This window comes from Bacteroidales bacterium (assembly GCA_016709865.1).
GTDB lineage: Bacteria > Bacteroidota > Bacteroidia > Bacteroidales > VadinHA17 > LD21.
Genome location: JADJLX010000005.1, coordinates 691,681 through 717,205 on the forward strand (window position 1 = coordinate 691,681; position 25,525 = coordinate 717,205).

Annotated in this window: 23 protein-coding genes; 4 read left to right on the plus strand and 19 right to left on the minus strand. The window is 36.9% G+C overall.

The window, feature by feature from the left end; genetic code table 11:
• Positions 1-5: 5 nt before the first annotated feature.
• The 18 genes from neuB to IPJ16_11660 form a co-directional block, all read right to left on the minus strand.
• Positions 6-1,016 carry an N-acetylneuraminate synthase gene (gene neuB, locus IPJ16_11575; protein ID MBK7627807.1) on the minus strand — a complete coding sequence of 337 codons (1,011 nt, stop codon included), beginning with the start codon at positions 1,014-1,016 and terminating at the stop codon, positions 6-8.
• Entirely contained in the window at positions 1,010-1,648 is a 639-nt protein-coding gene (locus IPJ16_11580) for an acetyltransferase (protein ID MBK7627808.1), read from the minus strand. Before IPJ16_11580 ends, neuB begins: the two co-directional genes overlap by 7 nt.
• A gap of 2 nt (positions 1,649-1,650) precedes the next feature.
• On the minus strand, positions 1,651-2,799 hold the full coding sequence (locus tag IPJ16_11585) for a LegC family aminotransferase (protein MBK7627809.1): 1,149 nt from the start codon (positions 2,797-2,799) through the stop codon (positions 1,651-1,653).
• 2 nt (positions 2,800-2,801) lie between these two features.
• Positions 2,802-3,788, minus strand: a complete 987-nt coding sequence (locus IPJ16_11590; protein MBK7627810.1) for an SDR family NAD(P)-dependent oxidoreductase — start codon at positions 3,786-3,788, stop codon at positions 2,802-2,804.
• 377 nt (positions 3,789-4,165) lie between these two features.
• Positions 4,166-4,753: a glycosyltransferase gene (locus tag IPJ16_11595; GenBank protein MBK7627811.1), complete on the minus strand. Its 588-nt coding sequence runs from the start codon at positions 4,751-4,753 to the stop codon at positions 4,166-4,168.
• 50 nt (positions 4,754-4,803) lie between these two features.
• Entirely contained in the window at positions 4,804-5,862 is a 1,059-nt protein-coding gene (locus IPJ16_11600) for a glycosyltransferase family 4 protein (GenBank protein MBK7627812.1), read from the minus strand.
• Complete coding sequence (locus IPJ16_11605) at positions 5,859-6,755, minus strand: hypothetical protein (GenBank protein ID MBK7627813.1); 897 nt, start codon at positions 6,753-6,755, stop codon at positions 5,859-5,861. The genes IPJ16_11600 and IPJ16_11605 overlap by 4 nt, the downstream gene beginning before the upstream one ends.
• Before the next feature lie 283 nt (positions 6,756-7,038).
• On the minus strand, positions 7,039-7,782 hold the full coding sequence (locus IPJ16_11610) for a hypothetical protein (GenBank protein ID MBK7627814.1): 744 nt from the start codon (positions 7,780-7,782) through the stop codon (positions 7,039-7,041).
• Positions 7,783-8,116: 334 nt separating this feature from the next.
• Positions 8,117-9,322: a GDP-L-fucose synthase gene (locus IPJ16_11615; protein MBK7627815.1), complete on the minus strand. Its 1,206-nt coding sequence runs from the start codon at positions 9,320-9,322 to the stop codon at positions 8,117-8,119.
• A gap of 104 nt (positions 9,323-9,426) precedes the next feature.
• Positions 9,427-10,470 (minus strand): GDP-mannose 4,6-dehydratase, encoded by a 1,044-nt coding sequence (gene gmd / locus IPJ16_11620; protein MBK7627816.1) that lies wholly within the window; start codon positions 10,468-10,470, stop codon positions 9,427-9,429.
• A gap of 399 nt (positions 10,471-10,869) precedes the next feature.
• Positions 10,870-12,033: an adenylyltransferase/cytidyltransferase family protein gene (locus tag IPJ16_11625; GenBank protein MBK7627817.1), complete on the minus strand. Its 1,164-nt coding sequence runs from the start codon at positions 12,031-12,033 to the stop codon at positions 10,870-10,872.
• A gap of 76 nt (positions 12,034-12,109) precedes the next feature.
• Entirely contained in the window at positions 12,110-14,008 is a 1,899-nt protein-coding gene (locus IPJ16_11630) for a polysaccharide biosynthesis protein (protein ID MBK7627818.1), read from the minus strand.
• 209 nt (positions 14,009-14,217) lie between these two features.
• Entirely contained in the window at positions 14,218-14,577 is a 360-nt protein-coding gene (locus IPJ16_11635) for a four helix bundle protein (GenBank protein MBK7627819.1), read from the minus strand.
• 252 nt (positions 14,578-14,829) lie between these two features.
• Positions 14,830-15,813, minus strand: a complete 984-nt coding sequence (locus IPJ16_11640; GenBank protein MBK7627820.1) for an SDR family oxidoreductase — start codon at positions 15,811-15,813, stop codon at positions 14,830-14,832.
• 51 nt (positions 15,814-15,864) lie between these two features.
• Positions 15,865-17,019 carry a UDP-N-acetylglucosamine 2-epimerase (non-hydrolyzing) gene (gene wecB / locus IPJ16_11645; protein ID MBK7627821.1) on the minus strand — a complete coding sequence of 385 codons (1,155 nt, stop codon included), beginning with the start codon at positions 17,017-17,019 and terminating at the stop codon, positions 15,865-15,867.
• A 124-nt stretch (positions 17,020-17,143) separates the two neighbouring features.
• Positions 17,144-18,706 (minus strand): ribonuclease Y, encoded by a 1,563-nt coding sequence (gene rny / locus IPJ16_11650; protein ID MBK7627822.1) that lies wholly within the window; start codon positions 18,704-18,706, stop codon positions 17,144-17,146.
• Positions 18,707-18,962: 256 nt separating this feature from the next.
• Positions 18,963-19,256: a cell division protein ZapA gene (locus IPJ16_11655; protein MBK7627823.1), complete on the minus strand. Its 294-nt coding sequence runs from the start codon at positions 19,254-19,256 to the stop codon at positions 18,963-18,965.
• A gap of 9 nt (positions 19,257-19,265) precedes the next feature.
• On the minus strand, positions 19,266-19,559 hold the full coding sequence (locus IPJ16_11660; protein ID MBK7627824.1) for a hypothetical protein: 294 nt from the start codon (positions 19,557-19,559) through the stop codon (positions 19,266-19,268).
• A gap of 123 nt (positions 19,560-19,682) precedes the next feature.
• Between IPJ16_11660 and IPJ16_11665 the strand changes: the two genes are divergently transcribed.
• Both IPJ16_11665 and IPJ16_11670 read left to right on the plus strand, forming a co-directional pair.
• Positions 19,683-21,404, plus strand: a complete 1,722-nt coding sequence (locus IPJ16_11665) for a M23 family metallopeptidase (GenBank protein ID MBK7627825.1) — start codon at positions 19,683-19,685, stop codon at positions 21,402-21,404.
• 56 nt (positions 21,405-21,460) lie between these two features.
• Positions 21,461-21,652, plus strand: a complete 192-nt coding sequence (locus IPJ16_11670; GenBank protein MBK7627826.1) for a hypothetical protein — start codon at positions 21,461-21,463, stop codon at positions 21,650-21,652.
• A 26-nt stretch (positions 21,653-21,678) separates the two neighbouring features.
• Here the strand turns inward: IPJ16_11670 and IPJ16_11675 are convergent, their stop codons facing one another.
• Complete coding sequence (locus tag IPJ16_11675) at positions 21,679-22,575, minus strand: NTP transferase domain-containing protein (GenBank protein ID MBK7627827.1); 897 nt, start codon at positions 22,573-22,575, stop codon at positions 21,679-21,681.
• A gap of 53 nt (positions 22,576-22,628) precedes the next feature.
• Between IPJ16_11675 and IPJ16_11680 the strand changes: the two genes are divergently transcribed.
• Positions 22,629-23,375, plus strand: coding sequence for a copper homeostasis protein CutC (locus tag IPJ16_11680; GenBank protein MBK7627828.1), 747 nt, complete (start codon positions 22,629-22,631; stop codon positions 23,373-23,375).
• 222 nt (positions 23,376-23,597) lie between these two features.
• The gene (locus IPJ16_11685) at positions 23,598-25,286 is read left to right on the plus strand and encodes a C69 family dipeptidase (protein ID MBK7627829.1); all 1,689 of its coding nucleotides are present in this window, start codon (positions 23,598-23,600) and stop codon (positions 25,284-25,286) included.
• Positions 25,287-25,525 lie beyond the last annotated feature (239 nt).

Sequence of the window (25,525 nt, forward strand, 5' to 3'; positions counted from 1 at the left end):
CTTCATTATAGTTCAATTAAATCATCATATTCAAAATTTCTTGAAGCTTTTTTACCAATTATTTCATCCCACAGCATAGGGCTTATTCCAGAGCCTGGTCTCTTTACTGTAATATTCTCACTTGTAAATATCTCACCTTTATTTATCTGTTTTGCGGCAACAATACTCTTACGAACAACCAATATATTCTTTTGTTCGCTTCTGCTGGGTTCCTTTACACCATCCCCTGAGAGAACAAGCTCAATGTTCCTAATTGCTTTTATCATTGCTTTCAGGTCACCAGGTTCTAAAGATGCTTTATGATCTGGTCCAGAAAGATTGCAATCCAGTGTAAAATGTTTCTCAATTACGGTAGCACCTAATGACACAGCTGCAATTGGAACCTCATAGCCAAGTGTATGATCGGAATATCCAACTTTTACACCTAAACTGTTTCTGATTGTAATCATTGCCATAAGATTGACATCTTCCATTGGTGTTGGATACTCAGTATTACAATGTAAAACAGTAATGTTGTTTTTAGGAACACCATTTAATTGCAGAACGTTTACTGCTGCTTTTATTTCTTCCAGATTGGCCATTCCCGTTGATAAAATGACCGGTTTCTGCTTTTTTGCAATATGTTGAAGATAAGGCTTGTTGGTAATTTCCCCTGATGGAATTTTAAATAGTGGAGAGCCCAGTTTGTCTAAAAAATCTATGCTTTCCTGATCAAATCCAGTAGATAAGAATTTTATGCCATACTTAATTGCTAAGTCAATTAATTTATAATGCCAATCTTCAGGCATCTCAAGCTGTTTAAGTAATGAAAGTTGAGATACATTCCCATTGCTCATATTTCTTTCCTGATAATCAGCCTTTGTTGCTGATTTACTAGCAATTCTGTCTGCTTTGAATGTTTGAAACTTGACATAATCAGCTCCAGCTTCAGCTGCAGCAAAAACTAACTTCTTTGCCAGTTCAAAATCACCGTTGTGATTAACACCGGCTTCCGCAATAATAGTAGTTTTCATGATTTGAGAACTTTTCGAGCAGGATTTCCAATATATAAACCTGGCTCATCTGGATTTTTCAGAATGCAAGCCCCTGCTGCAACAATAATATTTTCAGGCAATGAAATATTATTTGCAATTACAGAATTACTGCCGACAAACGAATTATTTCCAACAATAACCTGTCCGTTTATTACTGATTGTGTTGAAATATGACAGTTATCGCCTACAATAGCTTCGTGCTCAATCAGTGCACCAGTGTTAATAATACAGTTTTTACCGATTTGCGCCCTGGCATTGATTAACGAGTCATGCATTACAATTGTTCCCTCCTCAATTATTGCAGAAGCGCTCACATAGGCGCGGGGACTGATAATGACAGGTAAACTACCATTGTAATTTTTTACCAGTTCGAATATTTTTACACGCTTTTCAGGAGACTTAATCTGACCTATTGTTATAAGAAAATTCCTGTATTTAGCAGCTAGCATGGGAATATCATCATCTGTTCCGATTACCTTAATGCCAAGCATTTCAGTGCCTCCTTTTTCAAAAGTATCGAGAATACCGGCAATTTCATATTTATTTTCCAGCCTGAGAACATCGATGCACGAAATGCAATGTCCGCCACCTCCTATCAGAATGATTGATTCCATATCTAAATTATAACGCTGCTGGGAATATTAACAACTCTTTCTTCAAGCCATTCGGAATTAGCCAAGGAATCTTTCCGGCAGTTTTTAAACATGCTCAACTTATTCATCAGACGCCAGACAGGACGCGTCATTACTCCCTGTTCATTTGATTCTTCAAGAAACAGATCTCTTTCCTTTTTAGAATCAAAAATCAGAACATTCAACCAATAATTGGATCTGCAGAAATCAGGTTCTCTGAAAAATGCTACCGGACCTGACTCGAAATAATCACTGTATGTTTTAGCTAAAAGTCTTTTCTTCTCAATTAAAAAATCAAGCTGTTCAAGCTGAGCTAAACCAAGTGCAGCATTAATATTTGGCATCCTGTAGTTATAACCTATTTCATCATGGACAAATTCCCATGGATGCTTTACTTTTGCCTGTGTTGTCAAATGCTTTGCGTGCAGGGCCAGATCCTTGTCATTGAATAAAAGCATACCTCCTCCACCTGTGGTTATGGTTTTATTCCCGTTGAAGCTCACCACTCCAATCCTACCGAATGTCCCGGTATGCTTTCCTTTATAGTAACTTCCGATGCTTTCAGCGGCATCTTCAACCAGTCCTATTTTGTATTTTTCACATAGAGCAGCAATTTCTTCAATCCTGCAGGGATGTCCGAATGTATGCATTGGAACACATGCTTTTATTCTTTTTCCCGATGATTTATTATAACAGCCATCGGACTTCATCGTTGTTTCATTTATTAGAAAAGATTCAAGTGCGGCAGGACTTAGGCCCAATGTGTCTTTATCCACGTCAATGAATACAGGCTCTGCATTACAATAGCTTATAGCATTTGCAGTAGCAATAAAAGTCAGCGACTGGCTAATCACTTCATCGTTTTGCTCAACTCCAACAAGCTTCAGTGCAATATGAAGACCATTGGTTCCATTTACACATACCACTGCCAATTCAGATCCAGTGTACTCAGCAACTTTTTCCTCAAACAAATCAACAAATTTCCCTACACTTGAAACATAAGTGGAGTCGATGCACTCGTTGAGATATTTCTTTTCATTTCCATTAAAAGTTGGAACATGAAGAGGAATGGGATTCCCGGGTTCAGAATAAACTAATCTGATTTTATCAATTATATATTGATATTTTGCCATTTCTAGATATTGTAAATATTAGGTTTGAATTTTTTCAGGTTTTCGGGATTAACAAACCAATCGCATGTAATTTTCAAACCCGTCTGAATTGTATGCTGAAGCTTAAAGCCAGTCAGTTCCTTAAGCAAGGAGTTATCTCCCCATAACCTGAATACTTCTGATTTTTCAGGCCTGTGTCTCTGATCATCGTCAATGAATTCCACATCTGACTTCATAATCTCCTTTATCGTGTTCAATAAATTCAATATTGAGATCTCCTGGTTGGAGCTGATATTAATTTCTCTGCCAATAGTCAGTTCTGATTCCGCTATAGCAATAAATCCTGCACATGTATCCTTCACAAAAACAAAATCGCGTGTAGGACTTAAATCTCCAAGCTTTATCTCTTTCATCCCGTTGGCAATCTGGGTAATAATCGTTGGTATGATAGCGCGGGCTGATTGCCGGGGTCCAAAAGTATTAAACGGCCGGGCAACAGATACTGGCAGTCCGAATGCGCTATAGAAACTCATGGATATTGCATCGGCCCCGATTTTTGTTGCTGAATAGGGAGACTGAGGTTGTTTCGGATGTTTTTCATCTATTGGAACATATTGAGCAGTTCCATAGACTTCGGAGGTGGAAGTATGAATTAACCTGATATTGCCTCTCTCTTTGGCTGCCTGGCAAATGTTAAGGGTTCCCTTTATATTGGTATCGACATAACTGTCAGGGGCATGGTAAGAAAAAGGAATTGCGATCAGGGCAGCCAGATGGAAAATCAAATCAACATCTTCAACAAGGTTCCTGCAGAAATGCGGATCACGGATGTCACCACAGACAACCTCAAGATTACCATTTAAAGGAATATCCTCAATCCAACCCCAACTATTGAATGAATTATATTGAGAGAGAGCTCTTACATTATAACCTTTTTCAAGAAGACTTTCAACCAGATGAGATCCTATAAATCCATCGGCTCCTGTAACAAGAATTTTTAAGAATTGCATTGATTTTTTTTTAGAATCAAATTTTTATTTTGTTTAAAAGTGAGAAGTACTCATTTATCCATATATTCAATTTAATGGCAATCCTCACAAATTTAGTGAAAAGGTATGCAACTGATTGCATCATTAATTATCCAAAAATCACTATACATCTGATTTTCTGAAAACTTTATAAATGAACTTTAGGATGAATGAGGGCATAATTCTTGCTATTCCGACCAAAAGCGAATAAAAATAAATATGGCTTGGAGCCTTCAAAGCCTTGTTAATTCTAAACCGTGTTATTATATATTTGAAACCAAAAATGAATCCCGATCTTCGCTTATAAAATTTCTTATCCCGCCTAAAAAGTAACAAATATTCAGGCAGGTTCTCTAAGATTAGACCACTCTTAATAGCGTTACTCCAAAAAAGATAATCTTCAAGTCTAAGGAATCTGTAGGATACAGGCCTGCTCTATCAACCATTTCCCTTCTGAACATTACCGATGAATGAGCCAATGGAGATCGTCTTAAAATAAATTTTTTTATCTCTTCATGCTTTAAAGGTAATTTCTGATATGAAACTATTTTATCATTTTCATCAATTTCCTTGTACCATGATCCAACACAGGCAATCTTAGGATTTGAAAGAAAGAATTTTTTTTGAGACTCAAATCTATTTGATACGGAGATATCATCCGCATCCATCCTAGCAATAAATTTATATTCAGGATTATTTAAGACAATTTCTAACAAAAAATTTAGAGCTCGTGCCAATCCTCCATTTTTCTCAATTTTATATAAATGGATCCTCTTATCTCTTAAATTTATAAGATAATTTTCTATTTCATTTGAAACAGGACCATCAAATGCGATAAAAAAATCAAAGTCAGCGTAGGTCTGTGTTAAGATACTCTGTACTGATTGCTCTAAATAGCTAATCTTGTCGTTTATATATACTGACATTATTACAGCAAGATCAGTCATTTAACTAAAGACAAAAAAAAGATATAAGGTAAAAGCATATTTCCATGTAACTAAGATGCGTATCTATATAATTCCAAATACTTAGTTGCCATTAACTTTTCAGTATAGTTTTTCAAATATCTCGTGAATGCTAAATCGACCTTTTCAGGTCCATCTTCATTTACTTCTCTCAAGGCATCAATCAAAGAGCTCAAATTCTCTAGTTTAAAAAACGTAACTTCATCATTATTAAATAATTCCTTAAACACTTCCAGATCAGAACAAATAACAGGGACCTTAGACTGAACAGCTTCTACTAAAGCCAGGCCAAATCCTTCTGAACGGGAAGGCATTACAAAAAAATCAAGAAATCTATAATAAATAACCGGATTGTTCATGAATCCACAAAAACAGACCCTGTCAGAGACATTCAATTTTTCAGCTATATTTTGCAACTTTTTCAACCCCTCTCCTGAGCCAAAAACAACAAGTGCCAAGCCTTTTTCAATAGACAAGAGATTCAAAATCTGATCCAGCCCTTTTCTTTTATTCAGAATTCCTGAAAACCCAAAAATCTTTAATCCCCGGATTCTGAAATCATCAATAATTTTTACAATAACAGAATCCAGCCTAACCAGGTCATTATTTTCAGGAACGCTGTTATAAATTATCTCAAGCTTAGAGGCAGGTAGTAACTTCTCATAGTAGGTTTTCATAGATCTAGAAACACAAATCAGTTTATCAGCTTTTCGCCACAGTATTAACCAAATATTTCCGAATATAAATGAAATGAACCTGTTATAAGTAAATGATAAGTCCTCGAATACCAAATTGTGCAAAGTAGAGATATGATATTTAATTTTTTTTCTGTTCACAAATGCAAAAAAATCAGGGCGAAAACCATTAGTATGTATTATATCAAAACTGCCAAAAGGAAATGTATTGTAGTTCAATCTTTCAATCGGAACATTCATTTCCATATTAAAATCAAAAGTTGATTTGATATAATAAACCTTTATCTTTAGTGGATGATCGATTTTACTTAAATAATTTACTAATGTCTGCATAACCTTAACAGGACCAAGACTAGTTATACTGGTTACAATAATTGCAACATTTTTATCTTTCATTTTACTAAACTTTCCCTAATCCTTGCCTTTTCAAAAATTAGATGAAAAAATACTGGATAAATGAAAACCATGAGAATTACATCAAGCCTGTTAAGAAAATTTGAGAATATCAAAAGACAAACTGTAGATTCTAAGATGCAAAGAGTTGTTACCTGAAAAACATTCCATCTTTTTGTTACATATAAGCACAAACATATTGCTATTAACGCCAATAATAACATCAGAATCATACCTCCCCATCCCATTGTAATAAAGCCAACCATTAGGAAGGTACCTACTAACAACTCTGAGGATATTAAACTTGGACTAGGAGCAGTTAAGTTAAGTTTTTTTTGTGCTCTTAATGTTATACTCTGTGGAATAACACAATAAAAAATAAAACTATGCAGATTTCTATTATTAAAAAAACCTTTCGATTCATTAATATTGGTTTGCAAATTTGCAAGAGGAGAACTAACATACAGGTATGAAATATATTGATTATGACTCATCCCAGATTTTTTAAAACTTTCACTTGCGCCTAAATCATCAATTACAAATGATTTTGAAAGATTACTCCTATAATTTCCGTACACCCCAAATGAATATGAAAGAAAAGGAATTAATGCAAGAAGGAATAAAATAGAAATTAGACTTATCCTCCTGTAATGATATATTAACATAAACAATGATGAGAGTAAAATCCAGACAACTGTAGATCTTCTGAAGATTAGAATTTGTAATATCAATATCGAAAAAATGTATAATAAATATTTCTTCTTTTTACTATTCAGAAAGGTCTGCAAATAAAAGACTGAAAAAAATATCGATAATGTATTAAAGATGGGATCAATAACGGGAGCACCAAACTCTCTGTAATGAGGATCATACCGTAAAAATGGCATGTACCCCATATATAGAATATTTATGAATCCAAGAAGTATAATCAGCCAGAACACAATTTCATTCATAAAATAAGGAAACAATTGGTTTAAATTATAATTGAAACCTTTAGTATGATATTTGTAACCAAAAGTGATGAACACAATAAATGATATTCCAAAAAAAACAAGAAGATTGACTGACAGTTTAGGAAATATGTCGCTCCAACCCCATAGATAAACGATAATCGCTAAAGTGAAAGATAAGCAAAAAACATAAAAAGGATTTGTAAGAAAGAAGAGGTCTACCTTATGTTTAAGCAACCATCCCATTCAGAATATGATTTAGCCAGGATTTCAATTCCAGCTTATTAAAATAAGGATTAACACAGAATCCAACTTTTTCTTTGATCCATTTAATATCGATTTCAGGCTTGTCTGGATTCAAAATATGTATCTGATCCTGATTGAAAAAAGATTCATTAACTATTCCAGGATTGGTTGTTAAAATTTTCTTTCCGTTAGCCAATGCTGCGATAATTCTATGTGTATAGCCAGTCTGATCTGAATACGGTAAATCAAGAATAACATTAGAGTTCTGCATAGTTTTTTGTGCTTCCTCGAAACTCAGATTATCTGATTTAATGAAATTTCGTTTTAGAATCATGCTATTTGCTTCAAAAATTGAGATGTAATTAATTACCCATCGATTATTTATCTTAAGGTATTTCAGTAACCGGTAAAAATAATAGTTATGAAATGACATTTTAAATGAGGGCCTGAGTAGAAAAAAGTACTTGATGTTTTTTTCTGAAATATGAGGCACTAGCCTGTCAATAATCAATAGTCTTTCAGGAGAAAATTTACCAATGAAGGATAAATCATTTACAATTTCATTTTTCTGACTATCTGTAACATTAAAATAGAAATTTGGGAGATATTCAATGTTATACTTTAATGAATCATATATGTCAAATGTAAAAATTTTGTCAAACAGCCTGATTCTATTTTCCCATGAATACTTTGAGAATGAATCCCATAGATAGAGAATAGATCGCAATCCTGGATTAAAATATTTTAATCGATTTAATAAATTGGGACAAACTGTAAAACAGTTAATAGAAAACAATATATCAAATCTCAAATTTTCAATCTTCGCTAATTCAATCTTAATATAGCGTTCACGTGGGGAAAATAAAAAAAAATAAAATCGTCTTATGTAACGAAATTTTGAAGTCTTATTACTATAATCAAAAGCGATTTCTTTGTTTTCAATATAATATACTTCGTTCCCAAATTCTCTTAGCAAAATCACTATTTTCTTTTCAATTTCATAAAACTTAGGAATAATTAACAAGATTCGTGAAGCCATGATAAAATAAAAAAACTTTTATTTATAAATTATGCTTTGAATAAACCTTCATAATCCCTTCCTCCAATTCTATTTTTTCTTTCCAACCCAATAAATTTATTTTACCTACATCAAGCAACTTGCGATAAGTGCCATCAGGTTTTGAATAATCCCAATCAATCATACCATTAAATCCAACAATATCTCTAATCAATTCAGCAAGCTCTTTAATAGTAAGATCTTTACCGGTGCCGATGTTAATGTGGGTGTTCTTTATGTCGGCATGAGGCTTCGGGCGTGGGGCGTCGGGCTCAGAGCTCATAAAAGATGATGCTGGGTGCTGGGTGCTGGGTGCTGGGTACTTATCAAATAGATCGGCATAATTTACATTTTCCATCAAAAACACACAAGCATCGGCCAAATCATCAACATATAAGAACTCTCGAAATGGAGAGCCGGTGCCCCAGAGGGTAATGGAAACTGGGTGCTGGATGCTTGGTGCTGGGTGCTCGGTGCTAGATTCTGGGTACTCGGTTTCAGATGTGTATTTAATTCCGTATTTTGAAAGAATATTCATTATATCTGATTCGGACGAAGTTTCATTAACACCTTCAATCGGATATTTATTAAGATCTTTTCTGAGCGCATCCCAATCATTGTTTTCCAGACATTTACCTAAATGCATCTTTCTAATAAGTGCTGGGAGGACGTGCGATGTTTCAAGGTTATAATTATCGTTTGGTCCGTAAAGATTTGTTGGCATAACTGAAATAAAGTTTGTACCATATTGAATGTTATATGATTCACACATCTTAATGCCAGCAATTTTTGCAATAGCGTATGGTTCGTTAGTATATTCCAAATCACCAGTAAGGAGATACTCTTCTTTAATTGGCTGAGGACAATTCTTTGGATATATACATGAGCTCCCTAAGAACAGCAACTTTTTTACTCTATTTACATAGCTCTGATGGATAATATTATTCTGGATCATTAAATTCTCATACAGAAACTGAGCACGGTAGGTATTATTAGCAACTATTCCTCCAACCTTGGCTGCAGCAAGTATTACATATTCAGGTTTCTCTTTTGCAAAAAAATCTGCAACAGTTTTTTGGTCGGTCAGATCAAATTGAGGGAAAGGTGTAAAAACAAAATTGGAGAATCCTTTTGTAACTAAATTTCTATGTATAGCACTGCCTACCATACCATTATGGCCAGCTATGTATATTTTGGAGTCTGTTTTCAACTATTGAGGAGAATTAGAGTAATGGAGTAATGAGGGTCAAGATTATAAGATAAAAGAAAAAAGTGTAAAGACAAAAGTAAAATCTTTAAATAAGGGTGAAGCCACTAAATCATTCGTTTTTTTGCTTTTTTGAAATCTGACAAAACCATAATTTTCACCAGATCTTTAAAGGTAGTTTTTGGTTGCCAGCCAAGTATTGCTTTTGCCTTAGCAGGGTCTCCTATAAGGATATCTACCTCAGTTGGACGGAAATAACGGGGATCAATTCCAATAACTTCTTTACCTGATGATTTCAGCATCCCTTTTTCTTCTATTCCTTTACCTGTCCACACAATCTCTTCTCCTAAAACTTTAAATGTTTCTTCAATAAACTCGCGGATTGTATGTGTTTCATTAGTAGCCAAAACAAAGTCATCAGGATTCTCTGCTTGCAATATCCTCCACATTCCCTCAACGTACTCAGGAGCATAGCCCCAGTCACGCTTTGAGTCAATATTTCCAAGAATAAGCTTATCCTGTTGACCAAGAATAATCTTTGATGCAGCTACTGTAATTTTTCGTGTTACAAAAGTCTTTCCTCTTCTTTCACTTTCGTGATTAAAAAGTATCCCATTACTTGCAAATACATTATACGCTTCCCTGTAATTAACCACTACCCAGTAAGCATATAGCTTTGCTGCAGCATATGGACTTCTTGGATAAAACGGCGTTTTTTCTGTCTGTGGTATCTCTCGCACTTTGCCATATAATTCAGATGTAGAAGCCTGGTAAAATCTGGTCTTCAATCCAACCTCCTTTATAGCATCAAGAAAACGAAGTGTTCCAACACCATCCACTTCTGCTGTGTACTCAGGTACTTCAAATGACACCTGAACATGCGACTGTGCTCCAAGATTATAAATCTCTGTAGGCTTTATCTTCTCAACCAGCCTGTTCAGGTTACTCGAATCAGTAAGATTCCATAATGAAGAAAAAAAACTTTTATTCAGGTATTCAGGATTATTATAAATATGATCTATCCTGAAAGTATTAAAGGAGCTTGATCGCCTGATAATTCCATTTACTTCATAACCCTTATCCAATAATAATTCAGTAAGGTAGGACCCGTCTTGTCCTGTAATTCCTGAGATCAAAGCTATTTTTTTCATTCGATTTTTAAAGTTATGTTTGTGTGGTGTCAGGCCTTATTGCGTAATGGCGTAATAGCGTTATTAAGTTATGACGTTGAGAGAGTCAAAGTCATCATCGCCGTTTGCATTGTCTTCATCGTGGTCTCCACAGTCATCATCGGGTTGAGCATTGACTTCATCGGGACTTCCAGTATTTTAATCGTGGCTCCCATAGTCCTAATCGGAGTTCGCAACGTATTCATTGGAGTTTTCACTGTCATAATCAGGTTTGGCATTGACTTTATCGGGACTTTCTCTTTTTACATCAGGATTCGCATAGTCATCATCGGTGTCGCGACTTATATCATTGGAGATTCGTTGGTCAACAATCTTATTCTAATATCCTTTATTTCTAAAATGAAGTATCGATCATTTGAATTAAATCCAATAATCTTTTATCCTGATCTTAACTTTTATGGCGTTCGGAATCTCTTCGTCGCTAATAAGAATCAAATATCCTCCTCCTCCTGCTCCTGAAAGTTTCCATGCCAATGCTTTATCCCTGTGCATATCAATCACTTTGGCAATCTTATTATTCATCATTTTTGGGAACATTGTAATCTGCGAATTAAAGGATTGAACAAATCCTTTTGAGAACAGATTTATATCCTTTTTGATTAATCCTTCCCAAGCCATTTCAGCCGCCGAAGTAAGATTTTTAACATTTTCAGCTGAAATACTGGTATTTTCAAGTACAACAAAATCAGCAGGTCGGGGCCAGAGTGTAACCATATAAAGTCGTTCCTCAAGCCATTTTATTATTGAAAGATCAGTTATTGTCTCGAATCTCGATGGCCAGTACTGTTCCTTATCGTAAAAAAACCTGTTTATTCCAGGCATTGTGATCCCAATAGAATCCTGTGATCCACTTACATCTTTTGTACCGGGATCATTATCATATCTGAAAAGAATTTTTGCGAGTTTTTCCGGATTCTCCATTGGAAGATGATCATTCCAAAGCTCAATAGCTTTTTTCCTTGTTGATGTTGCCATTCCGGAACGTTCATTAAATTCGATTGTTGGTTCTATTGATGCTGTTATTGCCCAACCCGGGTTATGCTTTGAAACATATGGCTGATCAATCCAGGTTCCTGCCAGGTCAATTCTATACGGAATTGGAGTCTCTTTTCTTAATGTTGTAGTAGACCGTACTGGCAGATTAGCGTGAGGTATTCGCTTCAGAACTTTATACTCTATTCTCAAATCTTTGCAAATTTCTTCCTTCTCCGGAGTATGCCCATCTTCGTTCACTATGAAAATGTCGGGCTTGAGAACCTTCATATCATCAAGGAAATCAAGAATTCCACCTCCTTTGTTAATTGTTACGCTCTTCACGCACGACAACGCCTGAAGCATGTAAAGTCTTTCATCTTCTGAATTTACGGTACTTCTTCCCTTAAGATCATATATCGTCCTGTCTGAACCCAAGCCAACATGCAAATCACCATATTGAGATGCTTCTTTTAAGAAGGCAATATGACCTGAATGGAGTATGTCAAAGCAACCGCTTACGAAAACCTTCCTTGGAGTATTCTGAGACATTGCAGGAATTAATAAATAATAGGAATATAAGACAAAAGACTAAAGTAAAAAGACAAAAGTTATTAAAGGTTTGTGTTTAGGCAGTAGTTGCATATTTACTCGTATACCCCGGCACAATCTCCTTCATAGCCTCAACAACCTCCGGACCGGTTTTTTCGTAGATATTAACCAGTGCATCATTTATCTTTGGCAGGATACATTCATAGTCTGCATCAGCAATTTTGGCGATGCTTATCTTCGGATTATGTGTTGGCATTTGTTCTTCACTTGTGGCAAAGAGTTCTTCGTATAGTTTTTCACCCGGACGCAATCCTGTAAATTTTATCTCGATATCCTCATATGGTTCGAGACCTGAAAGTTGTATCAGTCGTGTGGCGATATCAAGAATCTTGATCGGTTGCCCCATATCAAAAATAAAAATCTCGCCTCCATTACCCATAAAACCTGCTTCAAGAACCAGCTGACAGGCTTCAGGTATTGTCATAAAGAAACGAGTAATCTCTGGATCAGTAATTGTTATGGGACCACCGTCTGCAATCTGTTTCTTAAATAGTGGTATAACAGACCCGTTAGACCCTAACACATTGCCGAACCTGGTTGTAATGAATTTAGTTTTAATTCCTGTCCTTCTTGCCTGTGCATGAACGAGAAGTTCGCATACCTTTTTTGAAGCCCCCATTACATTGGTTGGATTGACAGCCTTATCTGATGAAATCATTACAAATTTCTCTGCTTTATACTTGATTGCGAGATCAGAGATATTCTTTGTTCCTCCAACATTAACCCTGAAAGCCTCATGCGGATTCCTCTCCATCACCGGAACATGCTTGTAAGCAGCTGCATGGAATACAATTTCAGGATGATATTTTCTGAAAATAAAATCCATTTTCAGCTCATTTGTAACATCACCCACAATCAGTTTAAACCGGCAATCAGGGAACTTTTCAGTGAGTTCATTATTAAGATAAAAACAAGGAGTCTCTGCCTGGTCAACCAACACCAAAAGCTTGTAATCGTATCTAGTAAGCTGCCTTACAATCTCAGATCCTATTGAACCTGCAGCTCCAGTAACCAAAATTGTTTTTCCTTTCAATCCAGCCCCAATTCTTTTCAGGTCAAGTGTAATCGGATCTCTTCCCAAAAGGTCTTCCAACTGTACTTTCCTCAATTGCTTAACCTGTAAGTTCCCATTCAGCCATTGATCAAAGGACGGAGTATCAAGAATTTCAAGACCCAGTTCAATCATTGATTCCAGCACCTCTTTTTTCTTTTGAGGTGAGATATCCTTTATTGCAAAGATAAAAACAGAAATGCCCTCAGCTTCAATAAATTCCCTTGAAAGAACTTTTTGTGAATAAACGGGAAAACCATCTACTTTTTTGCCCTGCAACTTAGGATTATCATCAATAAATCCTTTTAGCTGATATCCACTCCTTGGGTCACTGTGTATTACCTTTTTAACCATTATACCTGTCTCTCCTGATCCATAGATCAACACATTTTTTCTGCTGCTTGAAGGAACAGATACGAACACGTAGAACATCTTTATGAAAACACGAAAAAATATAAGAGACACAGTAACTGTGCCATAATGAATCATTAAGATTGATAATGGGACATTGTATAAAGATTCCAAACTCACCCTCCTGGTAATTAGGGTCAGTATCAACAAAATTACAAGAGCAACTGTATTAGTTACTGCTATAATAAATGTATCCTTAATTGTAGTCTGTCTTAGTAATCCGGAATATGATTTAAACAATAGCATCAGTCCCAGATAAACCGCAGATACCAATACTCCCTGCTTAATTGCGACAGGGTAACTGAAGGTATTTAGCTCAAAATTGAATCTTAAAATATAAGCAAGAAGGAATGTAAGTAAAACTGCACTTATATCAATTAAGAGAACAAACCACCTGGGCAGTGAATGCTTCCGGAATATTTCAATTGTTTGATGCTTAAGTCTGTCAATCATTGTTCAGAAATATCTACTAATATAGTTAAAATTTGTTAAGATGCTATATAGTTATAACGGAGATTTGAGGTGAAAGGTTGCTTTCGGGAAGAAGCAAAGCGCATAGAGCATGGCGCAAAGCGGAAAAGCTTGGCGCAAATAGCATGGCGCAAAGCGGGAAAAAGCATGGGGCATAGAGTACAAGGCATAGCGAAAAACACTATTTGATTTTACATTAAGGATTTTCTGAAAAGTGTTATTTTTCTTGACAGATGATCCAATTTGTCTTTAAGTGGGTCAAGTGTATCCAGTGATAACATTTCAGATTCATTCAAGATAATAAGAATATTAACACATTCAAAAATTGATCTTCGTGATATGTTTAAAAATTGCGCAAACTCTTTGTCAGAAAATGAGCCGGAACCTTCAGCTATATTGTTTGTGATACTCATTGTAGCTGATCTTAGTTGTTCCGCGAATCTGTAATATTTCTGTTCTTCAAGATCATTTGCTACTTTGAGAAGTTGCTTAGAAACCTGAATTCCATCTTTCCATATCTCAAAATCTTCAAATCTGAATACCGATTTCATGTTTTCTGAAGCATGGCGCATAGTGCATAGCGCATAGCATTTTACTTCATATTGAACATTCTTCTCAACTTTACCCTTGCGCTATGCGTTTTGGTGTCCTCCTGGCAAACTTCCGTCTGGTCAGTCACATTACAAATCTTTGTAAGTGACTAACAATGTACTTGTTACTTAAATAATTACACAAATTAATAGGCCATTTGTGTTTTACTCTTTGCGCTATGCGCTATGCTCTTTGCGCCATGCTCCAAGCGCCTACAAATTACTCCAGTACCATTTTAATGCCTCGGTAAGTCCTTCATCAACATTCAGAACAGGTGAATACCCAAGCAAGCGCCTTGCCTTCTCTATTGAGGCAAGTGAATGCGGTATATCTCCCGATCTTGCAGGACCATACTTTGGTTCAATGGTTAAAATATTTTTGTCATACTCACCTGCTTTCTCCCGGATTGAATAGAAAAGCTGGTTAAGTGTTGTTCTTTCGCCGTGCGCTACATTATAAACCTGATTCAGTGCATCCTTTCTCTCAACTAATGCTGCCAGATGGTTTACCTGAATCACGTTATCAATATAAGTAAAATCCCTGGATATTGTACCATCGCCGTTAATCAACGGGACATCTTTCTTCATCAATGTCTTGACAAATTTTGGTATAACAGCAGCATAGGCTCCATCAGGATCCTGACGTCTGCCAAATACATTGAAATACCTTAATCCTATTACTTCAATACCATAAGTTTTATAAAAGATATCAGCATAAAGTTCATCAACGTATTTGGTAATAGCATAGGGTGACAATGGTGAACCTATTTTATCTTCAACTTTCGGCAGATCAGGATGATCACCATAAGTAGATGAACTGGCTGCATAAATAAACCTCTTCACTCCTGCTTCCTTTGAAGCAAAAAGCATTTTCACAAAACCACCAATATTTACATCTGTTGTTGATACAGGGTCTTTTATTGACCTTGGAACTGAACCCAAAGCAGCTTCGTGGAAAACAATATCAATATTCTCAACTGCCTTCAGACAGTCTTCATAATTGCGAATATCGCCTTCAATGAGCTTAAATTTTTGATTATCAATGAATGAGGAAAGATTTTCTCGTTTTCCGGTTGAGAAATTATCAAGACAAACAACAGAATTTCCGGAATATAATAATGACTCTACAAGATTTGAGCCGATAAATCCCGCTCCACCTGTGACCAACACTCTTTTATCCCTCAATAATCGCTCCATCAGAAAAAAAAACAATATTACTCATTTTAACAGAAATTAACACAAAAAATCTTACACTTTTTCAAACATAAGCAGTATCTCTCTGATGATGAATTCAGCTGTCTTTCCATCACCATAGAATCCAGGATAATCATATAATTTCTGAGAATCAATGAAATTCAGGAATTCGTTTCTTATTTTCATGGGGTCGGCATCTGTTAAACGTGCTGTTCCATTTGTCACAAGTTCAGTCCATTCAGTCTCTTTTCTCAGAACTATACATGGTTTTTTAAAGAAATGTGATTCCTTCTGAACTCCGCCTGAATCTGTAATAATCATCCTGCAATTCTTCTCAAGAAGTATCATTTCAAGAAAAGAGACCGGTGGAATTATTTTAATTAAAGGGCTCGTGCAAAGCTCATCGTAAAGTTTTTCAAGTCGTGACTTAAGTGAGATAAGTGTACGCGGATGAAAAGGCATAACCATTTTCAGATTCTTTTCCTCACCCAAAGTCTTCAGTGTAACGAGTATTTCCTTAAGCCGTTCAATATCGTCTGTATTGGTGTCTCTGTGAATTGTAACAAGAACAAAGTTGTCTTTTTCAAGAGATAGCTCCTTAAGAAAAGATGATTTCTTCTTTTCAGCCAATCCGGCAAAAAACAATGTATTGTCATACATTATGTCGCCAGTGAAATAGATCTTAGGATTATCAACCGTATAAGGAGGACTGTTTTCAGGCCGGAATCCTTCAGCCATAAGATTCTTAAAAGCTGTATTTGTAGGTGCAAAGAGAAGTGTGGAAGCATGATCACTTACAATCCTGTTTAATTCCTCCGGCATCGTCTTGTTGAATGAACGCAATCCTGCCTCGATATGTATAATCGGGTAATGGAGCTTTGAAGCAGCAAGCGCACCTGCAAGAGTTGAATTAGTATCACCATATAAAACCACACAGTCTGGTTTCTCCTCATTAAGAACATCTTCAATTCCTGTAAGCATCATAGCTGTCTGTTTTCCATGACCAGCTGATCCCACCCCCAGGTTATAATGAGGTTTATGTATTTCAAGCTCATCAAAAAAGATATCTGACATTTCCTTATCATAGTGCTGACCGGTATGAACGATAATCTCCCTGATTTCACCTGAAAAGTGCTTCCGTATTGCCCTGCTTATGGCTGATGCTTTAATTATCTGAGGACGAGCTCCTACTATATTGAGAAGTTTTATATGAGGCATTGATTTCAATGATTTTTATCAGACTTTAAAGATAAAAAAACATTAATGTTTCCAAAAGTTAATTAAACAAAAAAGGCATCTGTTTGACAGATGCCCTGATTTATTGTATGAATCGCTACTTGGCGTAATTAACCGCCCTTGTTTCGCGGATTACCGTAATTTTAATCTGACCCGGATATGTCATCTCATTCTGAATCTTTCTGGCGATCTCAAACGACAGACCTTCAGCCTCTTTGTCGTTTACTTTTTCAGCACCTACTATAACACGAAGTTCCCTTCCTGCCTGTATTGCATATGTTTTTGTAACACCAGGGTACTGAAGAGCGAGTGATTCAAGTTCTTTCAATCGCTTGATATATGATTCCACAACCTCACGACGTGCACCAGGACGTGCCCCGGAGATAGCATCACAAACCTGAACAATCGGTGCAAGAAGAGTAGTCATTTCAGTCTCATCATGATGCGAGCCGATAGCATTACAAATTTCCGGTTTCTCCTTATACTTCTCAGCCATCTTCATTCCGAGTATTGCATGCGGCAATTCCGGCTCATCATCAGGCACTTTGCCAATATCATGAAGCAGACCGGCTCTCTTCGCAAGTTTTGGATTTAGTCCAAGTTCAGCTGCCATTATTGCACAAAGATTCGCAACTTCACGCGAGTGCATCAACAGGTTTTGTCCGTATGAAGACCTGTATTTCATTTTTCCGATTAACCTTATAAGTTCCGGATGCAGTCCGTGTATTCCTAAGTCGATTGTAGTTCTTTTTCCTATCTCAAGGATCTCTTCCTCAACCTGTTTCCTGGTCTTCTCAACCATCTCTTCAATTCTGGCAGGGTGAATCCTTCCATCAGTAACAAGCTGATGAAGAGCCAGTCTGGCTACTTCGCGTCTGATCGGATCAAAAGCAGAGAGTACAATTGCTTCAGGAGTATCATCAACAATTATCTCCACACCGGTAGCTGCTTCAAGAGCACGGATATTCCGACCTTCCCTGCCTATAATTCTGCCTTTCATTTCATCTGACTCGATATGAAAAACAGTAACTGCATTCTCAATTGCGTTCTCAGCAGCAACTCGCTGAATTGTCTGTACTACAATTCTTTTGGCTTCTTTATTGGCAGTCATCTTGGCTTCATCAAGAATCTCATTAACATAAGACATTGCTCCTGTCTTAGCTTCTTCTTTTAAAGACTCTATTAGATGATTCTTTGCTTCCTCTGCAGAGAAACCGGAGATAGCTTCAAGCTGTTCAACCTGCTGCCTGTGTGCTTTTTCAAGCTCTTCTGATTTCTTTTCTACAAGTTCAAGCTGACTGGTCAGGTTTTCACGAATTGCATCCGCTTCATTCTTTTTCCGCTGAGCTTCTTCGATCTTCTGCGACAGAGCCTGTTCTTTTTGTTTGATCCTGTTCTCAGCCTGATTTATCCAGTTATTCTTCTCATTAATTACTTTCTCATGCTCTGTTTTGAGCTGAAGAAATCTTTCTTTTGCCTGAAGTATCTTTTCTTTTCTTGTTACTTCAGCTTCGGCTTCAGCCTCACTTATTATTTTACGGCTTTTATTTCTTAAAGCCAGCTGCCAGATAAAGTAAGAGGCCCCGAAGCCAATTACCATCGCTGATATGCTTATTATTATCAGCAGCCCGTTAGATATTGTTCCTATTATTAAAGTCATCATCAATCGTATTTAGTATATATATAATAAAAAACCCGCAAAGTTCCTCCAGATTTTATAAAACCCCATGTCTTAATGGCTGGAGCTACTAATCCAGCTCGGACGTCCACTGTTCCGAACCTAATCGGAAGCCCGACGAATCGGGATGAGGCCTGTCCTACCTGAACTAAGGGTTGCTCCAAAGTTTTAACTGTTGAGTTTCAAAAATGAATGAAGAAACAATGCGGGCAATTTAATTTTATTTGAAAGAACGCTGTTACTCTTTTGTCTCAAGTACTGAATCAATTTTCAGTATCAGTTCTTTTAAGGTGTCGGGAAGGTAATCATTTTCAAGTTTTTCTTCTTCTTCTGTGAGTTTAATCACATACTGGAGAGCAGCCATAGCCAGAAAATCCTGTACATCCTTATCGGTGTACCGCTGCTTATACTGCAGCACTTTCTCGTTAATCATTCTCGCCGCTTTCCTGATCTTCTCCTCATTTTCCCGTTCAACCTTCAATGGATAATATCTGTCCGCCACATTAACCCTGATTGAAAGCTTATCATCCATTGTTATATCTTATCTGTTTAAAAGAGCAACACATTTGTCAATTTCCCGCACTAGTTCTGTAATCTTCTTCTTCGCTTCCGGGGCGTTTCCGCCATCACCCAACAATGCTCCTGATAATTTAACACGCTCGTATTTAATTTCCAATTCTTTAATCTTTTCATCACGTTCCTGAAGCATGGCTTTTAAGACTTCATTCCCGTTTTTAAGTTCTGTTATCTCCGACTTAAGGCTGCTGTACCGATTTATTAATTCATCAAGTTTTCTGTTTAAAATAATTAATTCATCGTAACCCTGACCGGACATAATAAAATCTTTAGTACAAAATTAGCATAGTTAATGATATTTTCAAAAATTTGAACGAAATAGTTTGTCTGAATGACCCGGAAGTATAGCTTTGCACCTGTGAAAGATTAAACACATGAATCTATGGTTATGTTAAGACTCCTTTTTATCAGTATATTGTTTTTCAGCACATTATCAGATTTTTCAAAAGATAATACGACCTTTATATCTCCGGTTAAAATTCCTCTTCTGCTTTCCGCGAATTTCGGGGAACTAAGAATTGATCATTACCATTCCGGATTAGATATAAAAACACAGGGGACAATAGGCAAGGAAGTAGTATCTGCAGCAGATGGTTTCATTTATCGTATAAGCGTATCACCAGGCGGTTTCGGCAAAGCTTTGTACGTAAGACATGCATCAGGGTACTCAACAGTTTATGGTCATCTCGACAGATTCACCCCGGCAATAGATGAATTTGTCAAATCCCAGCAATATGAGAAAAAGAGTTTCCTGGTCACTCTTTTTCCTGCAAGAGATAAATTTCCTGTAAAACAGGGTGAAGTAATAGCATATTCAGGCAACTCAGGAAGTTCTGCAGGTCCTCATCTTCACTACGAAATCAGAAAATCAGAAAGTGAAATTCCTGTAAATCCGTTAATGTTTGATTTTGGAACAGGCGACGATATAGTTCCGATAATTGATAAATTATCGATCTATCCGATAAACAGATACTCTTTTATTAATGGGAAACAGAGCATTAAAAAAATTGAAGTAAGTGGAGGCCATGGAAACTATTACATCCCAAAAGAGAACGAGATTGTGATCAGTGGACTTGCAGGATTTGGGATCAAAGCTTATGACCTTCTGAACGACAGCTATAACAAGTGTGCTGTGTATTCAATTGAACTTACAATTGATAGTATACCAGTATTTAAGTATATTATGGACGAGTTCTCTTTCAATGAATCGAGATATATAAACAGTCATATTGACTATGAGACTTACATGAGGGAAAATACATATTTCGAGAGGACTTTCATTCTGCCAAACGACAAACTGGGCAATTATAAAGATGCTGTTAACAGAGGAATTTTCAACTTCAATGATGATAACGTTCATAAAGTACAGATCACTGTTGCAGATGCGCACTATAATAAATCAGTATTGTCTTTTAATGTCCGGTCGCAGACTGCAAAACCTGCAAATGTTTTAAAAACAGGGGATCAGAACTTTAAAATAATGCCGTATAACAGGACAAACAGATTTTCAGATGAGGATATTGCAGTAACAATCCCTTCCGGGGCGCTGTACGATACACTGCGTTTCGCCTATAAAAAGAATACGGGCAACAGCCAGATGCTATCGGATGTGCATGAAGTCCATAATAAATTTACTCCGGTCCACAAACCAATTGTCATTTCAATCAAACCGAAAACAGTACCAGCGGGGAAAGAATCCAAAATGATGGTGGTTCAGCTTTCTGACGATCTTAAGAAAAGTGCGCTCAACAGTAGCTGGAAGGAAGGGTTTCTTACAGCAGAAGCGTCTTCTTTTGGTAACTTTTTCATTGGGATAGATACTGTTCCACCTGTAATATCTTCTAACGGTCTTGTTTCCGGAGCAGATCTTTCAGATAAAAAGGAGGTAAGAATAAAAATCAGTGATGACTTTTCAGGAATAAGAACTTATGAACCAACAATCGATGGCAACTGGGTTCTTTTTGAGTATGACCAGAAAAACAATGTCATCATTCACAGGTTTGATGAAAAGAGAATTAAGAAAAATTCAAAGCACAGCCTCTCTTTGAAGGTTACAGATAATAAGGACAATTCAAGCTTTTACAGTTGCGATTTCACATGGTAGAATATCTGATAACCGCAAATAATTGGATAGGCGGATAATTATGACTACCTTTGACCATGCAAGAAAAAAAGCCAACAGTTTTTAAAACTCCCGACATTACAAAAATGCAGGAAGTCGTAATCAATTACAGAACCAAGATTTACATAGCAGTAGGTGCTGATCCGGAAGAAGCACGTGAGCGTTATCAGGCACGCCAGGATGCTAAAGGCAAAGTACTTATTATGGGTAAAAAACCATCACTCTCCTAGCTGTTTTATCTGCTAAATCTTATTGATCAGTTGATTTTCGAAGGATAGACTCCTTTATTTATCATTTTATTGATGCTGTCAACAACAAATGGTTTATCTTCCCTGTAGGTAACTCCAAACCACCTTTCATTGCTCATCAGTATCTTAATAGTAATCTCTCCGTTTTTGACGAATTTATCGACTGAAGTAGGTATGTCAAGTTCTGCTTTCAGATCGTTCCCACTTTTGTTAATGAAGTTTTTGAACTCAGAACCCAGGAAGTCATAACATGATGGCTTGAATCCCCAAAGGTTCATTGAAACAACTTCCTCACCTGTAAATTTCTGTACTGAACCATCAGGAGAAACAACCTTTGCTCCATCTGCTGTCTTTTCAATCTGACGTGTCTCAACAATATCCTTCAGCAAACCATTGGCAACACCACAAACTCCCCTGTTTACATGACCATGTTCCGAAAGTGTATTTTTTAATTTGTAACCAACTATGCAGTAACAATTTGGATCTTTGTCATTTACAAGAAAATCATGAAGAGTCTTAAACGATTCAACGCCATAATAATCATCAGCGTTAATTACTCCAAAAGGCTCTTTTATTTTGCTTGCGGTTACAAGTATTGCATGACTTGTACCCCATGGCTTTTGTCTTTCCGGATTAACCTTCACTCCTTCAGGAAGATTTGTAATCTCCTGAAAAACATAATCAACTTCTATTTTGCCTTTAAGCTTTTTAACAAACCGCTCTTTAACCTGTTCCTCTATATCCCGCCTTATAACAAAAACAATCTTACCGAATCCGGCACGTATTGCATCATAAATAGAATAGTCAATAATCGTTTCGCCGGAAGGTCCTACTTCGTCAAGTTGCTTATTGCCACCATAGCGGGTTCCCATTCCTGCTGCAAGTACTAAAAGAGTTGGTTTCATAGTCAATGGTTTTTATGTGCCACAATTATAAAGAAAAAATAGTATATTTAAAAATGAAATTCAAGCTTGAAATTTGTGTCGATACTGTCGAATCAGCAATCACAGCTCAGGAAGCCGGTGCCGATCGTATTGAATTATGTGACAACCTTGCAGAGGGAGGAACAACACCCGGACCAGGAACCATTGCTTCGGCAAGAAATAATCTTACAATTGCCATACATGCTATAATCAGACCGCGTGGAGGAGATTTCCTCTATACAGACCTTGAGTATGACATAATGAGAAGAGATATAGAATATTGCGGGGAACTTGGAATAGATGGCATCGTGTTGGGCATCCTCAGATCAAACGGGGAGATTGATATCGAACGTACTGCACGGCTTATTGAATTCGCACAACCCATGTCAGCTACATTCCACAGAGCTTTTGATATGTGTCCTGATCCTGTAAAGGGACTGGAGGACGTCATAGACACAGGAGCTGCCAGACTACTTACTTCGGGACAAAAATACAAAGCAGCAGATGGCGTAAGTCTGATAAGTGAGCTGGTAAGAAGAGCCGGCAACAGAATCATAATCATGCCCGGAAGCGGAATAAATAATTCAAATATATCTGCTATTGCAAAATCCACAAATGCAATTGAGTTCCATACAACTGCCAGAAAAACAATTGAAAGCGAAATGATTTTCAGACAAACGGCAGTTTCAATGGGAGGAATACCAGGAATTCCTGAATACTCAAGAAAAGTTGCTGATTATGAGATGATAAGAGACATAATCAATTCTCTCAATCTTATTTAAAGCAAAATCCATTAACCACAAAGTACACAAAGGATACTCAAAGTACACAAAGGGAAAAAACATTATATTTCTTTGTGACCTTTGTGCAAACCCTTTGTGACCTTTGTGGTTAAAAAGGCTCTATTCAGTTTTGGAGTTTAATGTAAACCTGATATCTTTGGAAATTCTAATTCATTAACTTCCAATTAATATAGTATAACATAATTAAAGGTAAATATTATTATGAAAAGAATCATTTCAATACTCCTGGTAATTATACTATCCGCAGCATTGCCGGATCAGATTAGTAATGCCTGTACCAACTTCCTTATCACAAAAGGAGCCTCAAAAGACGGATCTGTAATGATTACATATTCAGCCGATTCGCATGTTTTATATGGAGAATTATACTACTGGCCTGCTAAGAATTGGCCTGCAGGTACCTATGTTGATGTTTACGAGTGGGATACAGGTAAGTACCTTGGAAAGATCCCTCAGAAGGCTCACACTTATTCTGTTGTAGGTAATATGAATCAACATCAGTTATCAATCGGTGAAACAACTTTTGGCGGACGTCCGGAACTTGCTGATTCAACTGCTATAATTGATTATGGTTCACTGATTTACATGACTCTTCAGAGAGCTAAAAATGCCAGAGAAGCTATTGCTACATTTTCTCAACTCGTTAGTGAGTATGGTTATGCCAGTTCAGGTGAGTCATTTTCAATTGCAGATGCTAATGAGGCATGGATACTTGAACTTATCGGAAAAGGTCAGGGTAAAAAAGGTGCAGTTTGGGTTGCACGCCGTATTCCTGACGGATACATTTCAGGACATGCTAACCACCCGAGGATAACAACTTTTCCTCTTGCTGACGGAGTAAAATCGATTACCTCAAAAGATCTGAGCAAAATCAATAATCCGGAGGTTGAGACTGTTTATGCATATGATGTATTTGATGTTGCCCGCAGTTATGGCTGGTTTGATGGTCAGGATAAAGATTTCAGTTTCAGCGACACCTATGCTCCTCTTGATTTTTCAGGAGCACGATTCTGTGAGGCCAGGGTTTGGTCAGGATTTAATATGGTGAACAGCCAGATGGGACAGTATCTTGATTATGCCATGGGTGAAAATCTCAAGAACAGAATGCCTTTATGGATCAAGCCTGATAAAAAACTGGAACCTAAAGATGTAATGGGTATGATGAGAAATTATTATCAGGGAACGCCTATGGATATGACAAAAGATGTTGGTGCCGGACCATTTGGAAGTACAGTAAGATGGAGACCTATGACATGGGAGGTAGATGGTGTTACCTATCTTCACGAAAGAGCTATTGCAACCCAGCAGACCGGGTTTTCATTTGTAGCTCAGAGCAGATCATGGCTTCCTGATCCCGTTGGCGGCATTTTCTGGTTTGGCGTAGATGATACATATTACACAGTTTATTCGCCGATGTATTGCGGAATATCAAAAGTGCCGGAATCATATGCTGTTGGAAATGGTGATATGATGACATTCAGTGAGAATGCAGGTTTCTGGGTATTCAACCAGGTTACCAACTTTGCGTATACCCGCACCAGGCTGATGATTGATGATATACAGAAGAAACAGTCAGAACTTGAGAATGGATATTTTGCGGAAACTGTAAATGTTGATAAAAAGGCTTCGGAGCTGTTTAAGAAAAATCCTGCAGATGCTGTTAAATATTTAACAGAATATTCAGTAAAATCAGGTAACAGCACTGTAAGTCAGTGGAAAGAACTTTACCACTTCCTGTTCACCAAGTATATGGATGGAAATGTGAAGGTTAAACAGCCACTTCCAAAGAACTATAAGTATGTTGTTCCAAAAGTCTCACAGCCAGGTTACGGTGATGAGTGGAACAGGGTAATTGTTAAGAATACCGGAGATAAGCTGAAGACGAAGTAGAAAAGAGCGTAGAGCGTAGAGCGTAGAGTCTAAGGATTAAAAGATTGCTTCGTCGCTTCTCTCCTCGCAATGACGTCTTTTATACAATGGTTTCTTCAACCACGTAGTGGTGAAATATCGGTAGAAACGGATAAGATGCTCTACCAGCGCCGGAGTCAATTTTTTTATTTAAACTATTTTATTTCCGGCGCTATTGAAATCTTTTTACCGGAGTATTCGGAATATCAAAATTTTATTTG

Excerpts from the sequence above, each read along its gene's own strand:
- IPJ16_11580 (MBK7627808.1), bottom strand. The coding sequence starts at position 1,648 with ATGGAATCAATCATTCTGATAGGAGGTGGCGGACATTGCATTTCGTGC.
- IPJ16_11585 (MBK7627809.1), bottom strand. The coding sequence starts at position 2,799 with ATGGCAAAATATCAATATATAATTGATAAAATCAGATTAGTTTATTCT.
- IPJ16_11590 (MBK7627810.1), bottom strand. The coding sequence starts at position 3,788 with ATGCAATTCTTAAAAATTCTTGTTACAGGAGCCGATGGATTTATAGGA.
- IPJ16_11595 (MBK7627811.1), bottom strand. The coding sequence starts at position 4,753 with ATGACTGATCTTGCTGTAATAATGTCAGTATATATAAACGACAAGATT.
- IPJ16_11600 (MBK7627812.1), bottom strand. The coding sequence starts at position 5,862 with ATGAAAGATAAAAATGTTGCAATTATTGTAACCAGTATAACTAGTCTT.
- IPJ16_11605 (MBK7627813.1), bottom strand. The coding sequence starts at position 6,755 with ATGGGGTACATGCCATTTTTACGGTATGATCCTCATTACAGAGAGTTT.
- gmd (MBK7627816.1), bottom strand. The coding sequence starts at position 10,470 with ATGAAAAAAATAGCTTTGATCTCAGGAATTACAGGACAAGACGGGTCC.
- IPJ16_11625 (MBK7627817.1), bottom strand. The coding sequence starts at position 12,033 with ATGTCTCAGAATACTCCAAGGAAGGTTTTCGTAAGCGGTTGCTTTGAC.
- IPJ16_11630 (MBK7627818.1), bottom strand. The coding sequence starts at position 14,008 with ATGATTGACAGACTTAAGCATCAAACAATTGAAATATTCCGGAAGCAT.
- IPJ16_11635 (MBK7627819.1), bottom strand. The coding sequence starts at position 14,577 with ATGAAATCGGTATTCAGATTTGAAGATTTTGAGATATGGAAAGATGGA.
- IPJ16_11640 (MBK7627820.1), bottom strand. The coding sequence starts at position 15,813 with ATGGAGCGATTATTGAGGGATAAAAGAGTGTTGGTCACAGGTGGAGCG.
- rny (MBK7627822.1), bottom strand. The coding sequence starts at position 18,706 with ATGACTTTAATAATAGGAACAATATCTAACGGGCTGCTGATAATAATA.
- IPJ16_11655 (MBK7627823.1), bottom strand. The coding sequence starts at position 19,256 with ATGGATGATAAGCTTTCAATCAGGGTTAATGTGGCGGACAGATATTAT.
- IPJ16_11660 (MBK7627824.1), bottom strand. The coding sequence starts at position 19,559 with ATGTCCGGTCAGGGTTACGATGAATTAATTATTTTAAACAGAAAACTT.
- IPJ16_11665 (MBK7627825.1), top strand. The coding sequence starts at position 19,683 with ATGGTTATGTTAAGACTCCTTTTTATCAGTATATTGTTTTTCAGCACA.
- IPJ16_11670 (MBK7627826.1), top strand. The coding sequence starts at position 21,461 with ATGCAAGAAAAAAAGCCAACAGTTTTTAAAACTCCCGACATTACAAAA.
- IPJ16_11675 (MBK7627827.1), bottom strand. The coding sequence starts at position 22,575 with ATGAAACCAACTCTTTTAGTACTTGCAGCAGGAATGGGAACCCGCTAT.
- IPJ16_11680 (MBK7627828.1), top strand. The coding sequence starts at position 22,629 with ATGAAATTCAAGCTTGAAATTTGTGTCGATACTGTCGAATCAGCAATC.
- IPJ16_11685 (MBK7627829.1), top strand. The coding sequence starts at position 23,598 with ATGAAAAGAATCATTTCAATACTCCTGGTAATTATACTATCCGCAGCA.